This is a genomic window from Leptotrichia sp. oral taxon 879 str. F0557 (assembly GCF_000469385.1).
Lineage (GTDB): Bacteria > Fusobacteriota > Fusobacteriia > Fusobacteriales > Leptotrichiaceae > Leptotrichia > Leptotrichia mesophila.
The window spans coordinates 88,552-105,947 of sequence record NZ_KI271351.1 but is presented as its reverse complement, the minus strand read 5'-3'; the positions used below and the strand labels follow the sequence as shown (position 1 = coordinate 105,947).

Sequence of the window (17,396 nt, the reverse complement as noted above, 5' to 3'; positions counted from 1 at the left end):
GTGGGGTATTTTGAGGAACTTTGGGAGGTTGTGGTGCTGGTTGCTGTGGTTGTTTTGGCTGTATTGGTTGTGCTTGTGAAAGTTCGGACTGTTTTGGATTTTTAGGCTGTTTACTTGGTTCTATGTTTTGAGCTTCGGAAATTGCATTGTTTTTATTTGGTAGATTTCCCTTTTGTAACCCAGACGTTCCGTTACTTTCCTCATTGCTATCCGTATCAACTGTGCTTTTTGTCTTATTTTCTTCCAAAATACTATTTTTTAAGTCAACAACAATAGTCTGCTTTTCTTTTTTTTCTTCAAGTTTCTGTTTTAAAACTGGAGTTGCAATTGGAATAAGGAGTATTCCCAAGTTTATTGCAGCTGAAATTATATAATATTTCATTTTTCACCTCCATTCGTTTTCTGTAAATATCTAATTTTACATACGTTTAATTTTTATTTTGAATATTTAAACTTATATTTTCTATGTTCATATTTTTTAAAATACTCATCGTATCCACAATGTCCTTATATTCCAAATGTTCGTCGGCAGTTAAAGTTATATTTTTTAATGCTTCCTTTGGCAATTTTGAAAATTCGCTGGCAATTTCGTTTTGGGAAAGTTCCCTAGTTTTGTCATCTATTTTTAAGAAATATTTTTTATCTTTGTTTACAATTACTTCTATTTTCGTATCTTCTTTTTTTTCGAGCTGTGCTGATGTCTTTGGAACTGACAGCTGGAATTGTGAATAATTGTTGAATGTAGTTGCAAGCATAAAAAATATTAATAACATAAAAATTACGTCGATTAGGTTTAACATTGATATATCCACATTTTGACGTTTTTGTCTGTTAGAAAATTTCATATTTTTCTCCTAATAAATTTGATTTGTAAATTTTACTTAAATTTGTTTGAAGTTAAACTAATCTAAATCGGATAAAATTAGTTTGAATTTTAAGTATAAGATTAGAATAAAAGGCTGTAAAAATCAATCTTTTACTCGGCTCAAAAACTGCAATGCTGCCCTTTCCATCTCAGCTACAATAACATCAATTCGTCTGTTAAAATAATTATAAAAGACTAATGCAGGTATTGCAACGATTAATCCAAATGCAGTTGTGTAAAGTGCTTCTGAAATTCCACTAGCCACTATTTTTGCTGTGCTTGTACCATTTCGGGTAAGAGCTGAAAAGGCTGTAATCATTCCTGTAACAGTTCCCAGAAGTCCTAGTTGAGGAGCTGCATTTACAACTGTTCCCAATAGACTCATACCTTTTTCAAGTTCAGTAGTCTGTTCCAGAATACTTTCACTAATAATCCCTTCTATAACTTGTCTATGTGAATTATCAAGTTTAGTGAAGTTAATATCCATATTAGAAACAATTTTTGTCACACTTTTAGAAACAGAATCAGTCTTATCTTTACAAAGTTTTAAAATTTCTTCCTTATTTCCAGTTCTAAGTGCTTTATAAAGCTGATTTTTCTCATTTTCTGACAATTTTTTTTCCTTTGATAAAAAAGTATACATTTTTTCAATAATAACGGAAAGTCCAGATATTGAGGCAAGTAAAATTACCCACATAAATATTCCGCCGTCAAAAAGGTATTTTAACATAATTCGTCCTTCTTTCTTTTTATATTTATTATTTCAACTGCTTAATTTATTTCCATATAAATTTAAGATTTTAAGTAAGATAATTATAACTTTTAAACATCGATTTTTTAAGTAATATTTCTACAAAATTAAAAATTCTATATTAAAAGTTTTTATATAAAATTATTTTACTATAAAAATAATTTTGTGTCAAATTTTATGTAATAATTCAAAATATTTTACTTAGATACACAAATAATTATTTTAAAGTAAGATTTGTAAAACAGGTTATTCTATCAAAATTCTAAGTTTTTTTAAATTTTAATAATTTGATAAAAAGTAGTATTTATCGTATATAATACATATAAAATGATATAAAATTTGAAAAATTTAAAATATTTGGGTTGAATATAATTAAAATAACTGTTATAATAAATTAGAGTATTATAACAGGTGATATATTTTATAAAAGAGTTAAAATTATAATGATAACAAAATTAGATTATTTTAAATAGTTGTCAAAAAAATAAAACTAATTTATAAGGAAAAAAAAATAATTTATAAAAGTTTGCATGATATTATTATAACACAAGCTATTTATGAATTTGATTTTATGTTCAGATAACTTTAAAAATAGGATATTTCAAGCATTTGTCAACTATATAATATTACAGTCTTAAATATAAAAAATATCTTTGTATCTGAAAGGAAAAATATGAATAAAAAAACTAAGAATAATAACTCATTAAATGAAATACACAAAAAAGCTGAAAATTTCTCACGCGGAGAAGAAATTGCAAATTTTGTAAGTCATACTGTTGGTGCAGGATTAGCTGTTTTGGCATTTCTGATACTAACAATTCGGGCGAGCTGGACACGCGATGCTGGGACCGTTATTTCATTCATGGCATTTGGATTTGGACTTATTGTTCTTTATACAATGTCATCAATATATCATGGTTTAAAGCCTGGAACAGCTAAGATTGTTTTTGAAATTTTTGATCATTCAGCAATTTATATTCTTATAGCTGCCTCATATACACCTTTTCTTTATTTGGTCGTTAATTCGCCAATGAATAAGATCGTGTTGACTATCCAGTGGACAGTATGTGTGCTAGGAATTATATTCAAAGCTTTTTTTACAGGAAAATTCAAGATGTTGTCAACATTATTGTATCTGATTATGGGATGGATGATTATATTTGCATGGAATGATCTTATAAATAATATAAATCTTACTTCATTGATTTATCTGATTGCAGGAGGTGTATTATATTCGCTTGGTACAATATTTTATTCGTGGAAAATATGTAAATTTAATCATATGATATGGCATATTTTCGTAATTTTTGGAAGTGTGTCACATTTTTTGGCAGTATTTTATTTGGTATAACAGTTTATTTATTTTTAAGCAGTTTTATTATTATCATTAAGTAAATTAAAGAATATATATTTTATTTATAGAAAGGGAAATTTTAATGGGAAGAAAATCAAAAGTATCTAACGAACTAAAAATTGAACTCGTAAAAAAAGTATTAGATGGAAAAGCAACTATTCAGGGATTAGCCAAAGAATATGGAATCGCGAAATCTTCAATAATGACTTGGAAAAAGAAATACCTTGAATTAGGTGAAGAAAGCGTAGTTGTAGGAGATAAAAATAGACATTACACTCGTGAAACCAGAGAAAAAGCCATTAAAAGCTATCTCAATAATGAAGGTTCTTTATTTGATATTTGTAAAAAATATGATATTGCCTCTGTGAGCGTGCTAAATTATTGGATAAGAGACTATAGAAGAAGTATAGATATCAATGGAAACTACACTGTAGTAAAAAAACATGTAAGAAAAACAATAGAAGCAAAGGTAGAAGCAGTAATTTTCTGTCAAAACAATAATTATGACTACAATCAAACAATTAGAAAATTTGGAGTTTCATACCAACAAATTTATTCTTGGGTAAAAAAATATGAAAAAGGTGGAGTTGACGCATTAATAGATAATCGCGGAAAAAGAACTTCAAGCAATAAAACTATAATTACTGAAAGTAAGTAAGTAAATAAATAAACTGTCAGTCCAAAAATGGATATGACAGTTTTTAATTTCCTATTTATTATTTAGATTTTCGGTAGGTACAAACTTTCTTTCCGGATTTCCAAAGAATTTTATTCCAATAACTGCAATTATAATCATGACAATACTTATTAGGTATGGAAGACGTATTCCTAAAATTAATAAATCTTCAGCTCTGAATGTGCTTACGAATATCCTTATAATTGCATACATTATTAGATAAATCATTGACAAAACTCCAGGATTGTATTCTTTTTTTCTGAAATAGAACCATAGTATTACAAAGCCAATAAGATTCAAAGCACCTTCATAAAGCATGGCAGGATGTAACGGCATATTTGGAAATTCCGATCCTGCAGGTGTATCTAACGGAAATATTAGTCCCCAAGGTACAAGCTGTTTGAACTGAGCTTTCGCAGAAAGACTCAAAGACTGGTATCCAGCCCACCATTTACTAAATGTCCCTGAAAAAATTACACTAAGTGGAGTAAATGTAGGTACTCCATGAACTTCTCCATTTGCCAAGTTCCCAAATCTTCCTAGGAACTGTCCAAACAATAAAGGGCCAACAGCCATATCTGTAAGAACCCATAAGTTCATTTTGTTTTTTTTGGCATAGTAACATGAGCCTATAAATGCTCCGATAATTCCACCGTGAATTGCAAGTCCGCCTTCCCAGATGTACAAGATAGATAAAGGATTTCCAATGTAATCTGAAAATTTAAAAATAACATAATATAATCTTGCTCCGATTAATCCTGCCACTATTGTAGTAAATGCAAAATCTTCAATAATTTTTCTATCATCGACGCCCCTTTTTTCAGCAACATCATCAGCAAGTGCGATAAACATTCCAAAAAGAAAGGCTAAAATATACATTAAACTATAAATTCTAAGTTCAAAACCTCCAATTTTAAATAGATATGGTTTCATTTATGCTCCTTTTCTATATTTTGCAACAGAAACTGCCAGAGCATTTTATTTCTTTATAAGAAATAAAACCTTTAAAACAGTTCCAGTACTTCATTCATTTTTTTGTAAATTTTATAATTGTTTTTTCAATTCTTTTTCAAAGATTACAAAGAAGTCATCAATCTGCTCTTTTGAAATTTGTCCTAAAATTCCAATTCTCATAAGACTTTCAGCATATTTTCCCTTTCCACCTGTAACAGTGTATCCTTGTTCTTCAAGGGCTGAAATTATTGATTTTATAATAATTCCTTCTCTATAAACTGAAATTAGTGTATTTGTTCTGTTTGCTTCATTTTTAACTAATAGTTCAAACCCAAGTTTCTGAGCTTTTTCTTCAACATATTTTCTCAAATCGTGTTTTTGCTTGATTGTGTTTTCAATTCCATTTTTTATCAAGTCTTTTAATGACTGATTCAATGCTAGAATTAAAGCAATTGCTGGAGTGTATGGCGTTTCTCCATTTTCTTCAAAATATTTTGCATATTGTTTCAAATCAAAATAATATTTAGGTAAATCAGAAACTTCCATAGCTTTTTTTGCTTTATCGCTTATTGCGACAAATGATAGTCCTGGAGGTATTAGAAATGCCTTTTGGCTTCCTGCAATCGCCACATCCACATGCCATCCATCAAAATCAAATTCATTTACAACAAGTCCACTGATTGTGTCAACAACTAGCAAAATATCAGTATCTTTTGTCAAATCTCCTAAAGATTTTATGTCATTCAGAATACCAACTGAAGTTTCGCTATGAGTGGCCAAAATTCCTTTTAAATCTGGATTTTCTGAAATAACTTTCTTTACATCGTCCAAATTGTAGCTTTCTCCAAATTCATACTGTAAATTAATTACGTTTAATCCATAAATTTCAGCAATTTTTCTAAATCTATCCCCAAAATATCCAGTATTTATGGCAAGAACTTTGTCACCTTTTGAAAAAAAGTTTACAATGGCAGTTTCCATTGAACCTGTACCAGATGAAGTTATAACGGCAACATCATTTTTAGTTTTGAATACTTTTTTCAAATTTTCATTGTTTTCTTTCATAATTCTTCTAAATTCAGGTGTTCTGTGGTGGATAATATCCTTTCCAAAAATTTCCAGATATTCTTCTGGAATATTAGTTGGCCCTGGTGTCAATAATAATTTTGAACTCATAAATCTATTCCTCCTAAAATTTATATTTTAAAAATTTTTATATTAACTCCTTTGTCAATTTATCATATTGAAGCAATTTCGTTAAGATTTTTTCTACATCGTCTAATTTTAGCATATTTGGACCGTCAGACAATCCTTTATCAGGTTCAGGATGTACTTCTGCAAATATTCCATCAACTCCAACAGATACTGCAGCTCTTGCAAGTGGATACACATAAGCACGGTTACCTCCTGAAGTTTCGCCCTGTCCGCCAGGAATTTGTACTGAATGTGTAGCGTCAAATACGACTGGATATCCAAATTTTCTCATTTCCAAAAGTCCACGCATATCTACAACAAGATTATTATATCCAAACGAAGCTCCACGTTCACAAAGCATTATATTTTCATTTCCAACTTCCTGAAATTTCTTTACAACATTTTTCATATCCCAAGGTGCTAAAAATTGACCTTTTTTGATATTAACTGCTTTTCCAGTTTCTGCTGCTGCAATGAGCAAATCAGTCTGTCGTGATAAGAAGGCAGGAATTTGAAGTAAATCAATAACTTTTGCAGCTTCTTTGCATTGATGTGGCTCATGAATGTCTGTAGCAAGAGCAACACCATATTTTTCTTTAACTCTTGACAAAATTTCAAGTCCCTTTTCAAGTCCTGGTCCTCTAAATGAAGAAATAGAAGAACGATTAGCCTTGTCAAACGAAGCCTTAAATACATACTGAATTCCAAGTCTATCAGTAATTTCTTTCATTTTTGCAGCTACTTCCATAACTAAATCTTCTGATTCAATTACACAAGGTCCAGCTATCAAAAAAATCTTATCATTACCAATTATGATATTATCAGTAATTTTAACTTTTTTCACTTTATCTATTAACATATCCAATTCCTTTCTAAAAAATTTTCTTATATTTTCATTTTATCATAATATTTCTTTTTTTCCTAATATTTTTCTAAAATATTCTTTTTGATAAAATAAATAAATTATGTTATACTTTTAACTGAAAAAATAATTGAAAAACAAAAAGCAAGATAATAAATAAAAATTAATTGAAGAACAGGAGAAAATATGAATAAAGTAGCTTTAATTATGGCTGGAGGAAGTGGAACAAGATTTTGGCCGTTATCTACAAATGATAAGCCGAAGCAGTTTTTGGATCTTGTGTCAAAAAAGACTATGATAAAAGAAACAATTGAAAGGATAAAGAAACTTATTCCGATAGAGAGAATTTTTATTTCAACGAATATTAAGTATCTTGACATAATAAAAAAGGAATTACCTGAGATTGCTGGCAGAAATATAATTTTTGAGCCAATGGCAAGAGATACGGCAGCCTGTATTGGGTATGCGGCCTGCATTATCAGAAAAATTTATGAGGATAGCATTATGGCAGTTTTGCCGTCAGATCATTTGATTAAGAAGGAAAAGGAATTTTTGGACAGCTTGGAGTTTGCGTTTAAAGAGGCTGAAAAAAATAAGATTGTTACGCTGGGAGTTAAGCCGACTTACGCTGAAACTGGGTATGGATATATTGAGTATGTAGATAGAAAAAAATCAAAAAATGACAAAAATAACTGTGAAAATAAAGAAAGATTTAAGTCATATAAAGTTAAGAAATTTAGGGAAAAGCCTAATAAGGAGCTAGCTGAAAAATATATCGAACAGGGAAATTATCTTTGGAATAGCGGAATGTTCCTTTGGAAAACAGAATTTATCTTGCATGAAATAAAAAAACATATGGAAACTCATGGCATTATTTTGGAAAAAATTGAAGAAATGCTCGAAAATGTTGATTTAAATGAAGTTTATGGAGAAAGACTAAGTGATTTTGTGAAGGATGAATTTGAAAAATTTGAAAAAATTTCGATAGATTTTGGGGTAATGGAACATACAAAATCTGTTAGTGTCATACCTGTTGACATTGACTGGAACGATGTTGGAAACTTCAAGTCACTTGAGGATATTTTTCCAAAAGACAAGGATAGCAACGTTGTGCAGGCTGATAATTTTGAGCAGATTGAATCAGAAGGAAATATCGTAATTAATAAGGAAAATGACAAAATTATTGCTACAATTGGGCTAGAAAATATCGTCATTGTAAATACAAAAGATGCCTTGCTTGTCTGCCATAAGGACAAAAGTCAGGAAATTAAGAAAATATTGAATAAGATTGAGATGAAAAATAAGTAGTCAAAAACAGCATTTGATTATTTTACTTGAATTTTATTGTTATTTGAAATTTAATAGTTTGATATAAAAAAGTTTGGGTGTAATAAAAACATCAATGTGAAAATATTTATTGAATAAAGGGAGCAAAACTAAAAATGGAAATAGATATTATAAAAGAAGCTAAAAATGTATTTGATATTGAAATTGCAGAACTGGAAAAATTAAAAAGTAAACTAGGAGATGATTTTCAAAAATTAGTCCGAATGATTTTAAATTTGAAAAATAACAATAAAGTTGTTGTGACAGGAATTGGAAAGTCTGGAATAATTGGTAAAAAAATTACAGCGACACTTGCCTCAACTGGTACAACATCGGTATTTATAAATGCAGCAGAAGCACTTCATGGTGATTTGGGAATGATTAGCGATGGAGATGTGGTAATAGCCATTTCAAATAGTGGAAATTCTGACGAAGTATTAAGCATTTTAGCGCCAATAAAAAAAATTGGAGGGAAAATAGTTGCATTTACTGGAAATCCTGATTCTATGTTGGGAAAATATGCAGAACTTGTGATAAATGTTGGAGTAGAAAAGGAAGCATGTCCGCTGGGGCAAGCGCCAATGAGTTCGACTACAGCAACTCTAGTAACAGGAGATGCTTTGGCCGTATGCCTTATGAAATTAAAAGATTTCACAGAAAATGACTTTGCCAAATATCATCCAGGAGGAAGCCTTGGAAAACGGTTATTATTACATGTTTCAGATTTGATGCATATTGGAGATGAATTGCCAGTTGTAAAAGAAGATGAAAAAATTGAGAATGTATTAATGGTTCTTACAAAGAAAAAATTAGGAGCTGTGTGCATTTCGGACACAGGACTTGAAAATGGCAAACTGCTTGGAATTATAACAGAAGGAGATATTCGGCGTGCATTGGAACATAAGGAGAAATTTTTTGATTATGTGGCTTCTGATATTATGATTTCTACACCAGTAACGATTGAGAAGGATGCGATGGCTCTAGATGCACTTCATCTGATGGAAAATAGAAAAAGCCAGATTAATGTACTGCCTGTTGTGGAAAATGGAAATGTTGTAGGCTTGATACGGGTACACGATTTAATAGGATTAAGATAGCAACATATTTAATTTTTTTATTAATAACAAAATTGTTTCTTAAATATACAGATAAATAATTTTTAAAAATTCTAAATTTTTTTGATTAATTGTTGTTTTTTCTATATTTTTATATTTTTTCTTTTTTAAATATAAAGGGGATCAGTCGCTATCCCCTTTACAATCCCAGCTTGTCTAAGCATTTTTTTTAAATAAAATTGAAACTTGCTTTTTAATAACAGTTATTATCAACTCTATAAATTGATTATAACTTAAAAGTTTCAAAAAAGCTCAAACAATCAATTTTATTCCAAAAAATCATGACAGTCTTTAGTTTAATTATAATAGTCGATTTTAATTAAAACAAAAACAAGTAAAATTTCATTAAAGAAAAAATATTAACCAAAATTATCTAAAAATAACAAAATAAGAAATCAATATAAAAAAACTATATGTTTTAAAATTAGTTTAAGATAAGTAAGGTTTATGAAAAGTTTTGGAAATGGAGAGAGATGGATAATAAAAATTTATTGAAGGGAACGATGGTTTATTCTCTTATGAATTTGGTTACAAAGATGGGGTCGTTTATATTTTTGCCGATAATAACGAGGTTATTGACACAGGAAGAATTTGGGATTGTGGGAACATTGGCTCCGATTACTTCATTATTTACTGTAATTCTAGGGCTGGGGCTTTATAATGCTCAGATGAAGAAATATGTAGATTTGAAGGAAAGTGAAGATGAATTTGGAAGTTATATGTTTTCTTCAACTTTAATTATAGTAGTTTTTAATATACTTACTTATATTTTTTTATTTACGCCAATAGCCAAAAAACTATTTTCATATATAGTTGATTTAAGCAAGGTAAGTTATTATCCCTTGATAATTGTCAGCGTTTTAATTGCTACAACGAACGCTTTTAACAATCTTTCAACAACTTTGTTCAGAATGAAGAGAATGTATATGAAAGTGGCGATAGGAAGTGTTGTAAGCCTTTTTACAACTTATATTCTGGCAATTTACTTTATAAAATACTTAAAATGGGGAGTTTTTGGAAACCAGTTTGCAAATTTAATTGCACTGATTATAGTATTTCTGTTCTATTTTAAGGATTATTTTGGAAAATTTAGATTTAAGTTGAACTTTGATTATGTGAAATATTCGCTAAGAAATGGATTGCCACTAATCTTTATTGAACTTACGGATCAGGTTGTGAATTTGAGCGATAGGCTTGTTTTGGCAAAATTTGTTTCTCTTGCGGTAGTTGGGGGATACACGCTTGCATTTACTGGAGGAAGGGTTTTGTCGGTTGTTACAGGTTCTTTTGTAAACAGCTGGACGCCAGAGTTTTATGAGGCGATGAAGGAGGATAGGACAAATCCGAGAATAACACGAAGCGTGGAAAACTTTATTGCGATTATTTCCTTTGCCTGTGTAATCGCACAGTTATTTGCTCCAGAAGGGATAAAGCTGATATTTCCAAAAAGTTATTATCAGGCGATAAATTATATGCCTTTAATTCTAGCTGGAATTGTCGTTCAGGGACTATTTTGCCTTGATTATTTTTTCCATTTTCACGAGGACAGCATATATATTTTTTATTTTACAATGTTTGCAATGATATTTAATTTAGTTGGAAATATAATTTTTATACCGAAATTTCCAGAAATTGGGCCTATTATTGCTGCGTGGACAACGTTACTTGCCTTTTTATTTAGAGCAATAATGGAAATGATGATTATAAGGAAAAAATACAAGATTTCGTTTAATTATAAAAAATTATTTTTATATTTCATAATTATTGTAAATCCTGTGATATTCTATTTATCAAATGATCAGCTTTCGTGGATGAAATTTGGCTTGAAAATAGCTTATTTGGCGATAGTGACAAAATTACTTGTAAATAGGGAAGTTTACACTAAAATTGCAAATCTTGTGAATGGAATAAGAAGAAAAATTATAAAACGTTAAATTTTAAAGCTTTGGAAAATAAGGGGAAATAAAAAATGAAATTTACGATTTTTACACCAACTTTTAATCGAAAAGAACTGCTTGAAAAATTGTATAAATCACTTCAAAAACAGACTTTCAAGGACTTTGAATGGCTTATTGTCGATGATGGCTCTGCTGATGGAACTAAAGAGAAAGCAGAAGAATTTTTGAGTGAAAAAAAGCTGAATATAAAGTATTATTTTAAGGAAAACGGAGGTAAACAGCGAGCATACAATTTTGCAACTGATAAAGCAAATGGAGAGATTTTTATCTGTCTTGATTCTGATGATGAATATGTTGAAAATGGTCTTGAAACTATTTTGAAATATTGGAAAAAATATGAAAAAAATAGCAATATTGCGGGAATGGGGTATTTGTCAATTTATCCAAATCGAGAAGTTATAGGCTCTAGTTTTCCAGAAAAAGAGATGGTTTCAACACAGTTTGATATTTACAATAAATACGGAGTTAAGGGCGATAAAGGGCTTATGTTTCGGACTGAAATTATAAAAAAATATAAATTTCCAGTTTTTGACGATGAAAAATTTATTACAGAAGCTGTTGTCTATAACAGAATTTGTGAAAAATATAAGATAGTTTATGTGAATGAAAAAATTGAGATAAAGGAATATCAGGAAGATGGATTGACAGCCAAATACAACAATTTACTGCTGCGAAATCCGAAAGGACAGGCACTTTATCATAACGAAATCAATTCCCAGAATTTATCTTTTAAGCAGAAAATTCTAAATAATGCTGTTTATTACAAATTTTGCAGGGCAGCAGGATATAAATTTAGAAAAATATTTAAAGAAAATAAAAATAAATTGTTTTTAATTTTTGCTTTAGGAATTGGGGAATATATGTGGCAAAAAGAGAAAAATAAAAAATAAGATTTTGAGTTTGGAAACATAGAAATTAAAAATTTAGAAAAGAGAAAGAAATACGAAATGAACAAAAAATTAGATGATAAAAAAGTAGTAGTTGGAATGAGTGGCGGCATAGACAGTTCTGTCGCTGCTCTTTTGTTGAAACAGCAAGGCTATGAAGTTATAGGGGTTACGTTAAAGCATTTGCCTGATGAACTTTCAGAAAATCCTGGAAAAACATGCTGTTCCCTTGATGATATAAATGATGCAAGGTATACATGCTACACATTGGGAATCCCTCATTATGTACTAAATGTCGTGGAAGAATTTAAAAAGGATGTAATGGATTATTTTATAAAAATGTATAATGCTGGAAAAACTCCTTCACCTTGTGTAATTTGTGATGAAAAGGTAAAAATAAAAAAACTCGTAGAATTTGCTGATAAAATGGGAATAAAATACATTTCGACAGGGCATTATTCAAAAGTTAGCGAGAATAATATGCTTTTATGGGATAAAAATAACAGAAAAGATCAGACTTATATGCTTTACCGGTTGGATAAGGATGTCGTGGAAAGATTTTTATTTCCACTTGCTGAATATGAGAAATCAGAAGTTCGTGAAATTGCAAGACAAAATGGTATTCATACTCATAATAAGCCCGACAGCCAAGGAATCTGCTTTGCTCCCAACGGATATATTCCATTTTTGAAAAAAGTGCTTGGAAATGATGTAAAAAAGGGGAATTTTGTGGATAAAAATGGTAAAATTATTGGAGAGCATATAGGTTATCAGTTTTATACGGTTGGTCAGCGGCGTGGACTGGGGCTTAATTTAGGAAAGCCATTTTTTGTACTTGAACTTCGCCCTGAAACAAATGAGGTTGTTGTGGGAGATTTTGAGGAATTGCTAATAAAGGAAATAGAAGTGATAAATTGTAAATTTCATTATGATTTAAAAGAAATAATTGGAAAAAAATTAACCGCACGTCCGAGATTTTCTTCAAAAGGACTGGCTGGGGAATTGAAACTTTTGAAAAATGAAGAAAGCGATGAAAATAGGATAGTTTTTGAGTTTGATGAAAAAACTCACGAAAACTCAGAAGGACAGCACATTGTATTTTACTTAGATAATGAAATTGTTGGTGGCGGAGAAATAAAAATATTTGACAAAATTTAAAAAATATGATAAACTTATCAAAGTCAAGTGGCGACATGGTCGAGGGGCTTAGGCAGAGGTCTGCAAAACCTTGTACACCGGTTCGAATCCGGTTGTCGCCTCCATTAACTGATTACTGATAATAATTAATAGTTATAACTGCTGAATTTTTAGTAGTTATTTTTTTATTGAGAAAAAGGCATGGGGTCTGATGTCCTTACCTTAAAAAATAGAAAAACTATTATTAGCCATAATACTTATAAATAAAATTATAAAAATCTTTAAGATGTATACTTAATGATTATTTAATTAAAAAATATTTTAATAGCTATACAGGTTGGATAATAGTATAACCCTATAAAAAATGACTTTAAATTCATAAATTTTTTGATTTCTACTCTTTAAATAGAAAATAGTATTAGATGATTTTTAAGCAAATCAATATGATAAATTATTTCATGACAACGAACAAATTTTCTGAGTTAATTTTTTCTGTTTTTTTATTATTTTCAGTTGAAAACGTAACTGTACATAACACTAAAAATAATAAAATTCCTTTTTTATTTTTGTATAACATTGTAATTATCCTTCCTTTAATTAATTTTACAAATTATCATTTTTTAGTCAAAAATATAATGAATAGGGGTCTCCCGACAAGTCTAAATACCTTGACAACCTATCGTTCAATATTAAAATCTGTTTATTTAACTCTGGATAAAACTTTGTTTCATAAATTTCCTTTTTCATAAACTTATCATATTTTTCAATTGGAATTTTACCATTTTTATCCTTATTTTTTGCTATAAACTGCTTTAAATATTGATGAAGTTCATTCAATTCCCTTCCTGTATATTCTGTACGAAAAACTTTATCACTATCAATATTTATATAATCAAGAACATAAAAATATGGTTTTGATAATTCAGGAATCCGTATAGTGATATAAGTAGAAAATCTTTTTTTATAGGTTGCAATCCTAATGAATACGGATCATCATCAACTACAGGTCTTTTTTCTTTTTCTATAGGAATATTTTTTATTGTGTCATAAATCATAAGCATCTTTTTTATTTTTTTTATTACTTCTTTCTGATCATCCAGTATTTCAGCATCATATTTTTCGTTAAAATACAACCTATCATTATTAAAAGAAGCACCCCTATACACAACTGCTTTAAAATTTAACATATCAATATTCATTTTAGCTAAATGCTCCGTTCTTTCTTCAGCTAAAGAAAGAGATTTTGGATCCGCAATATACAGCAGTCCGGTGCATTCTTCTTCAATAAGATGAAGTTCACAATACCCTGTCATTCGTTGAATCTCAAATCCAGATTGTAACTTTTTATTGATATTTGGTAAATATTTATAATACACTTGTTTTTGCATTTCTATTGCCTCAGAAAACATCATTATCTGGAATGTCAAAAAATATAAAATAATTTTTACTGCTCTCATTTTGTCTCCTTTCTTTATTATATATCACAAATTTTTAGTTAATAACATTAATGTTTTTTATTATTTTAGCATAATCTATATGTGAATGTAAATACTTATATTTTTATTAAATAAATTTATAATCATAGTAAAACGATAAAATTTAGTAAAATTTTATAATTAATATTGTAATCTATGTATAAAATCAAAACTTCTTTCAAATAAAAATTTGTGAAATGTATAAATTCTTTTAGAAAAATATTTTCTTAAAAAATATTGATAAATTATAAGCGATACAGTATAATAATATTGTTATATATTTTTTGGATTATGAAATTTATAAATTGGAAAAAAGATAAAAAATAAACTCAACACTAAGAGCTTGATACTAATAAATTTTATTTTATACTGTATTTTAGATAAAAATCAAAATGAAATATAATATTTTTTTAGAAAGGAAATTGGAAAAATGGAAGATATTATTAAAAAAGTAAATGAATTTTCAAAGTTGGCACGTGAGAGGGAATTGACGGAAGAAGAGAAGAAAGAGCGTGAAAAATATAGAAAAATGTATATCGAAAAATTTAAGGAAAGTGTAAGAGGGCATTTGGATAGCATTAAGGTAGTTAGAGTGGATGACGATGGGAATCCAATTGATGATGACGGAAATATTATTGAGCCTGAAGCGTAAATAAAACAGTAATAATAGTATTTAGAGATTAATCTCTTAAAATATTGAAAGTTGGATTGATGAGATTTTAGTAATTGTTTAAAGTGGATTAGGAAGGGAGTGAGTGGGAATTTATGAAATATGATTTAGTTATATTTGATTTGGATGGAACGCTTATGGATACGTCAAAATCTATTACAAAGACTGTAAATTCAGCGATGGAAGAACTTGAGAAAAAGCAATATTCTGCTAATGAATGCGTAAAATTTGTCGGTGGTGGAGTTTCAGGGCTTGCACGGAATATTTTGGGAAAAGAGAAATATGATGATGTAACGAATGAGGAAATGGAAAAAATTATAAGAAAATATTATGATATTTACTTTGACTATGGTGTTGAACCTTATGAAGGGATACCTGAATTGCTTGATTTTTTGGAACAGAATGGCGTGAAAAAAGGTATTGTAACAAACAAGGATCATGAAACAGCCTTATCTGCAGTTGATAAAAAGTTATCCAAATGGAAATTTGATGGAATATTTGGCTCAAATGAAAAGGAATATCCAAATAAGCCAAATCCTTATAATGTTGATAAAATGGCACAAAATTTAAATATTTCAAAAGAAAAAATATTATTTGTTGGAGATATGCTTGTGGATGTAAATACAGCTAAAAATGCTGGAATTGATATTGTTTACTGCAAATGGGGATTTGGCGAAGTAAAAGGCGAGGATGGAATTGACGAAGATGTAAAGGTGTCCAGTGTTCAGGAAATTATTGAAAGAATAAAAGGTGAATAGAAAGTTTTTAGAGAAATCGTTTTAGTATTTTATATTAAAGCGATTTTTTTTGATTTGCAAAGTGCTATACATTTACTAGAGAAAATGATAAAATAAAATCAAGATAAAAAAGTTTGGGTAACAAATGAAAAGCAGAAGAAGGAACGGTGGGATGTATGAAAGAGCAGAGAAGTCAGAAGATTTTGGTAATAAATACAGGTGGGACAATCAGCATGGTTCATTCAGATAAAGATGACAATAAAAGTGCATTGAAGCCCTCTTCATCTTGGGAGGAAGTTATACATAACTATCAATTTTTGAAGGATATGAATGTTGATTATGTTCAGACGAGCAAAATCATTGATTCTTCTGATATGAATTATGAAATTTGGCTGGAAATTGGTAAAATAATTGAAGAAAATTACGATAAATACAAAGGTTTTGTAATACTGCATGGAACGGATACAATGTCTTATACTGCAAGTGTTCTTTCTTTTATGTTAAAAAATCTTGGGAAAACGGTGATTTTGACAGGAGCACAGCGTCCAATTCAGGAAATTAGAAGTGATGGACTGCAAAATTTGCTAACTTCTATTGAAATAATTGAAAAACAGACGCAGGTAAATAGTGAAATTTGTAATTCAGAAAATGAAATACTGTCTGTAATTCCAGAAGTGTGCGTATTTTTCAGAGATCATCTTTTTAGGGGAAATCGTTCAAGAAAGCTTGATTCTACAAATTATTTTGGATTTTCTTCCCCAAATTATCTTCCATTAGGGCAGGCAGGCTCAAAAATAAAAATATATGAAAACAGGCTATTATCAAAGCCAGAGGGGAAATTTTATGTAGATTACAAAATTAATCCAAATGTACTGATGATGGATGTATTTCCTGGATTTAACCCTAAAATTTTAAAACGGATATTCCAAGATGATGATAGTATAAAAGGGCTTGTATTACGGACTTACGGAAGCGGGAATACTCCACAAAATAAGGAATTTTTAGAAACAATAAAATATATAATTGATATGGGAGTTATAATTCTGAATGTAACTCAATGCACAGTTGGAAGCGTGGAAATGGGACTTTATGAGTCAAATGCCATACTTACGGAACTAGGTGTTGTAAATGGATACGACATGACACCAGAAGCTGCAATTACAAAATTTATGTGCCTTTTAGGAAAATATGATGTGGAAAAAGTTAAGGAAAGATTGGTAATGAATATTGCGGGAGAGCTTACTAAATAGATTTTATACTAAACCCCATTTAAATAACGAATTCGTTAAAAACTTTTTTAATAAAGGATATAAACCTAATATTTCAAATAATCAAAATATAATTTTTTATTTTTTAAATAAAGTCTAGTATAAATATAATCTGTCGGAGCATTTTTATGTACTGGCAAAACTGTCTGAGCATAGCGAGTTTTTTG

At 29.3% G+C, this 17,396-nt stretch carries 17 protein-coding genes, 1 tRNA gene and 1 pseudogene; 11 read left to right on the top strand and 8 right to left on the bottom strand.

Going from position 1 to position 17,396, the window contains the following annotated elements; genetic code table 11:
• From HMPREF1552_RS10495 to HMPREF1552_RS10485, 3 genes and pseudogenes are all read right to left on the bottom strand, one after another.
• Window positions 1–382, bottom strand: a pseudogene (locus HMPREF1552_RS10495) (energy transducer TonB); the annotation flags it as partial.
• Window positions 383–428: 46 nt separating this feature from the next.
• Window positions 429–845: a biopolymer transporter ExbD gene (locus HMPREF1552_RS10490; RefSeq protein ID WP_021745171.1), complete on the bottom strand. Its 417-nt coding sequence runs from the start codon at window positions 843–845 to the stop codon at window positions 429–431.
• A 123-nt stretch (window positions 846–968) separates the two neighbouring features.
• Window positions 969–1,595 carry a MotA/TolQ/ExbB proton channel family protein gene (locus HMPREF1552_RS10485; RefSeq protein WP_021745170.1) on the bottom strand — a complete coding sequence of 209 codons (627 nt, stop codon included), beginning with the start codon at window positions 1,593–1,595 and terminating at the stop codon, window positions 969–971.
• Window positions 1,596–2,289: 694 nt separating this feature from the next.
• Here HMPREF1552_RS10485 and HMPREF1552_RS10480 point away from each other — a divergent pair.
• Window positions 2,290–2,967, top strand: coding sequence for a hemolysin III family protein (locus HMPREF1552_RS10480; protein ID WP_021745169.1), 678 nt, complete (start codon window positions 2,290–2,292; stop codon window positions 2,965–2,967).
• A gap of 85 nt (window positions 2,968–3,052) precedes the next feature.
• The gene (locus HMPREF1552_RS10475; RefSeq protein WP_021745168.1) at window positions 3,053–3,628 is read left to right on the top strand and encodes a helix-turn-helix domain-containing protein; all 576 of its coding nucleotides are present in this window, start codon (window positions 3,053–3,055) and stop codon (window positions 3,626–3,628) included.
• Between the two features lie 51 nt (window positions 3,629–3,679).
• On the opposite strand, the gene lgt is transcribed toward HMPREF1552_RS10475, so the two are convergent.
• The 3 genes from lgt to kdsA all read right to left on the bottom strand — a co-directional run bounded on the left by lgt (window position 3,680) and on the right by kdsA (window position 6,653).
• On the bottom strand, window positions 3,680–4,579 hold the full coding sequence (gene lgt, locus HMPREF1552_RS10470) for a prolipoprotein diacylglyceryl transferase (RefSeq protein ID WP_021745167.1): 900 nt from the start codon (window positions 4,577–4,579) through the stop codon (window positions 3,680–3,682).
• Window positions 4,580–4,690: 111 nt separating this feature from the next.
• The gene (locus HMPREF1552_RS10465) at window positions 4,691–5,776 is read right to left on the bottom strand and encodes an alanine--glyoxylate aminotransferase family protein (RefSeq protein WP_021745166.1); all 1,086 of its coding nucleotides are present in this window, start codon (window positions 5,774–5,776) and stop codon (window positions 4,691–4,693) included.
• 37 nt (window positions 5,777–5,813) lie between these two features.
• Window positions 5,814–6,653 (bottom strand): 3-deoxy-8-phosphooctulonate synthase, encoded by an 840-nt coding sequence (gene kdsA / locus HMPREF1552_RS10460; RefSeq protein WP_021745165.1) that lies wholly within the window; start codon window positions 6,651–6,653, stop codon window positions 5,814–5,816.
• Window positions 6,654–6,842: 189 nt separating this feature from the next.
• Here kdsA and HMPREF1552_RS10455 point away from each other — a divergent pair, with 189 nt between their 5' ends.
• The 6 genes from HMPREF1552_RS10455 to HMPREF1552_RS10430 all read left to right on the top strand — a co-directional run bounded on the left by HMPREF1552_RS10455 (window position 6,843) and on the right by HMPREF1552_RS10430 (window position 13,204).
• Window positions 6,843–7,964 (top strand): mannose-1-phosphate guanylyltransferase, encoded by a 1,122-nt coding sequence (locus tag HMPREF1552_RS10455; RefSeq protein WP_021745164.1) that lies wholly within the window; start codon window positions 6,843–6,845, stop codon window positions 7,962–7,964.
• 134 nt (window positions 7,965–8,098) lie between these two features.
• Complete coding sequence (locus HMPREF1552_RS10450) at window positions 8,099–9,079, top strand: SIS domain-containing protein (RefSeq protein ID WP_021745163.1); 981 nt, start codon at window positions 8,099–8,101, stop codon at window positions 9,077–9,079.
• A gap of 491 nt (window positions 9,080–9,570) precedes the next feature.
• Window positions 9,571–11,031, top strand: coding sequence for a lipopolysaccharide biosynthesis protein (locus HMPREF1552_RS10445; RefSeq protein ID WP_021745162.1), 1,461 nt, complete (start codon window positions 9,571–9,573; stop codon window positions 11,029–11,031).
• A 35-nt stretch (window positions 11,032–11,066) separates the two neighbouring features.
• Window positions 11,067–11,945 (top strand): glycosyltransferase family 2 protein, encoded by an 879-nt coding sequence (locus tag HMPREF1552_RS10440; protein ID WP_021745161.1) that lies wholly within the window; start codon window positions 11,067–11,069, stop codon window positions 11,943–11,945.
• Window positions 11,946–12,002: 57 nt separating this feature from the next.
• Window positions 12,003–13,100, top strand: a complete 1,098-nt coding sequence (gene mnmA / locus HMPREF1552_RS10435; RefSeq protein ID WP_021745160.1) for a tRNA 2-thiouridine(34) synthase MnmA — start codon at window positions 12,003–12,005, stop codon at window positions 13,098–13,100.
• 29 nt (window positions 13,101–13,129) lie between these two features.
• Window positions 13,130–13,204: transfer RNA gene (locus HMPREF1552_RS10430), tRNA-Cys, on the top strand.
• A gap of 499 nt (window positions 13,205–13,703) precedes the next feature.
• On the opposite strand, the gene HMPREF1552_RS10425 is transcribed toward HMPREF1552_RS10430, so the two are convergent.
• Both HMPREF1552_RS10425 and HMPREF1552_RS10420 read right to left on the bottom strand, forming a co-directional pair.
• Window positions 13,704–13,916: a hypothetical protein gene (locus HMPREF1552_RS10425; protein WP_021745158.1), complete on the bottom strand. Its 213-nt coding sequence runs from the start codon at window positions 13,914–13,916 to the stop codon at window positions 13,704–13,706.
• Window positions 13,917–13,963: 47 nt separating this feature from the next.
• A complete protein-coding gene (locus tag HMPREF1552_RS10420) occupies window positions 13,964–14,536 on the bottom strand; it encodes a hypothetical protein (protein WP_021745157.1) in 573 nt (190 codons plus the stop codon).
• Between the two features lie 448 nt (window positions 14,537–14,984).
• Between HMPREF1552_RS10420 and HMPREF1552_RS10415 the strand changes: the two genes are divergently transcribed.
• The 3 genes from HMPREF1552_RS10415 to HMPREF1552_RS10405 all read left to right on the top strand — a co-directional run bounded on the left by HMPREF1552_RS10415 (window position 14,985) and on the right by HMPREF1552_RS10405 (window position 17,211).
• Entirely contained in the window at window positions 14,985–15,206 is a 222-nt protein-coding gene (locus HMPREF1552_RS10415) for a DUF896 domain-containing protein (RefSeq protein ID WP_021745156.1), read from the top strand.
• A 113-nt stretch (window positions 15,207–15,319) separates the two neighbouring features.
• A complete protein-coding gene (locus HMPREF1552_RS10410) occupies window positions 15,320–15,982 on the top strand; it encodes an HAD family hydrolase (RefSeq protein ID WP_021745155.1) in 663 nt (220 codons plus the stop codon).
• Window positions 15,983–16,137: 155 nt separating this feature from the next.
• On the top strand, window positions 16,138–17,211 hold the full coding sequence (locus tag HMPREF1552_RS10405) for an asparaginase (protein WP_021745154.1): 1,074 nt from the start codon (window positions 16,138–16,140) through the stop codon (window positions 17,209–17,211).
• Window positions 17,212–17,396: the final 185 nt, after the last annotated feature.

Bases quoted from the DNA above. Each gene is read 5' to 3' on its own strand.
- HMPREF1552_RS10490 (WP_021745171.1), bottom strand. From the start codon at position 845: ATGAAATTTTCTAACAGACAAAAACGTCAAAATGTGGATATATCAATG.
- HMPREF1552_RS10485 (WP_021745170.1), bottom strand. From the start codon at position 1,595: ATGTTAAAATACCTTTTTGACGGCGGAATATTTATGTGGGTAATTTTA.
- HMPREF1552_RS10480 (WP_021745169.1), top strand. From the start codon at position 2,290: ATGAATAAAAAAACTAAGAATAATAACTCATTAAATGAAATACACAAA.
- HMPREF1552_RS10475 (WP_021745168.1), top strand. From the start codon at position 3,053: ATGGGAAGAAAATCAAAAGTATCTAACGAACTAAAAATTGAACTCGTA.
- lgt (WP_021745167.1), bottom strand. From the start codon at position 4,579: ATGAAACCATATCTATTTAAAATTGGAGGTTTTGAACTTAGAATTTAT.
- HMPREF1552_RS10465 (WP_021745166.1), bottom strand. From the start codon at position 5,776: ATGAGTTCAAAATTATTATTGACACCAGGGCCAACTAATATTCCAGAA.
- kdsA (WP_021745165.1), bottom strand. From the start codon at position 6,653: ATGTTAATAGATAAAGTGAAAAAAGTTAAAATTACTGATAATATCATA.
- HMPREF1552_RS10455 (WP_021745164.1), top strand. From the start codon at position 6,843: ATGAATAAAGTAGCTTTAATTATGGCTGGAGGAAGTGGAACAAGATTT.
- HMPREF1552_RS10450 (WP_021745163.1), top strand. From the start codon at position 8,099: ATGGAAATAGATATTATAAAAGAAGCTAAAAATGTATTTGATATTGAA.
- HMPREF1552_RS10445 (WP_021745162.1), top strand. From the start codon at position 9,571: ATGGATAATAAAAATTTATTGAAGGGAACGATGGTTTATTCTCTTATG.
- HMPREF1552_RS10440 (WP_021745161.1), top strand. From the start codon at position 11,067: ATGAAATTTACGATTTTTACACCAACTTTTAATCGAAAAGAACTGCTT.
- mnmA (WP_021745160.1), top strand. From the start codon at position 12,003: ATGAACAAAAAATTAGATGATAAAAAAGTAGTAGTTGGAATGAGTGGC.
- HMPREF1552_RS10420 (WP_021745157.1), bottom strand. From the start codon at position 14,536: ATGAGAGCAGTAAAAATTATTTTATATTTTTTGACATTCCAGATAATG.
- HMPREF1552_RS10415 (WP_021745156.1), top strand. From the start codon at position 14,985: ATGGAAGATATTATTAAAAAAGTAAATGAATTTTCAAAGTTGGCACGT.
- HMPREF1552_RS10410 (WP_021745155.1), top strand. From the start codon at position 15,320: ATGAAATATGATTTAGTTATATTTGATTTGGATGGAACGCTTATGGAT.
- HMPREF1552_RS10405 (WP_021745154.1), top strand. From the start codon at position 16,138: ATGAAAGAGCAGAGAAGTCAGAAGATTTTGGTAATAAATACAGGTGGG.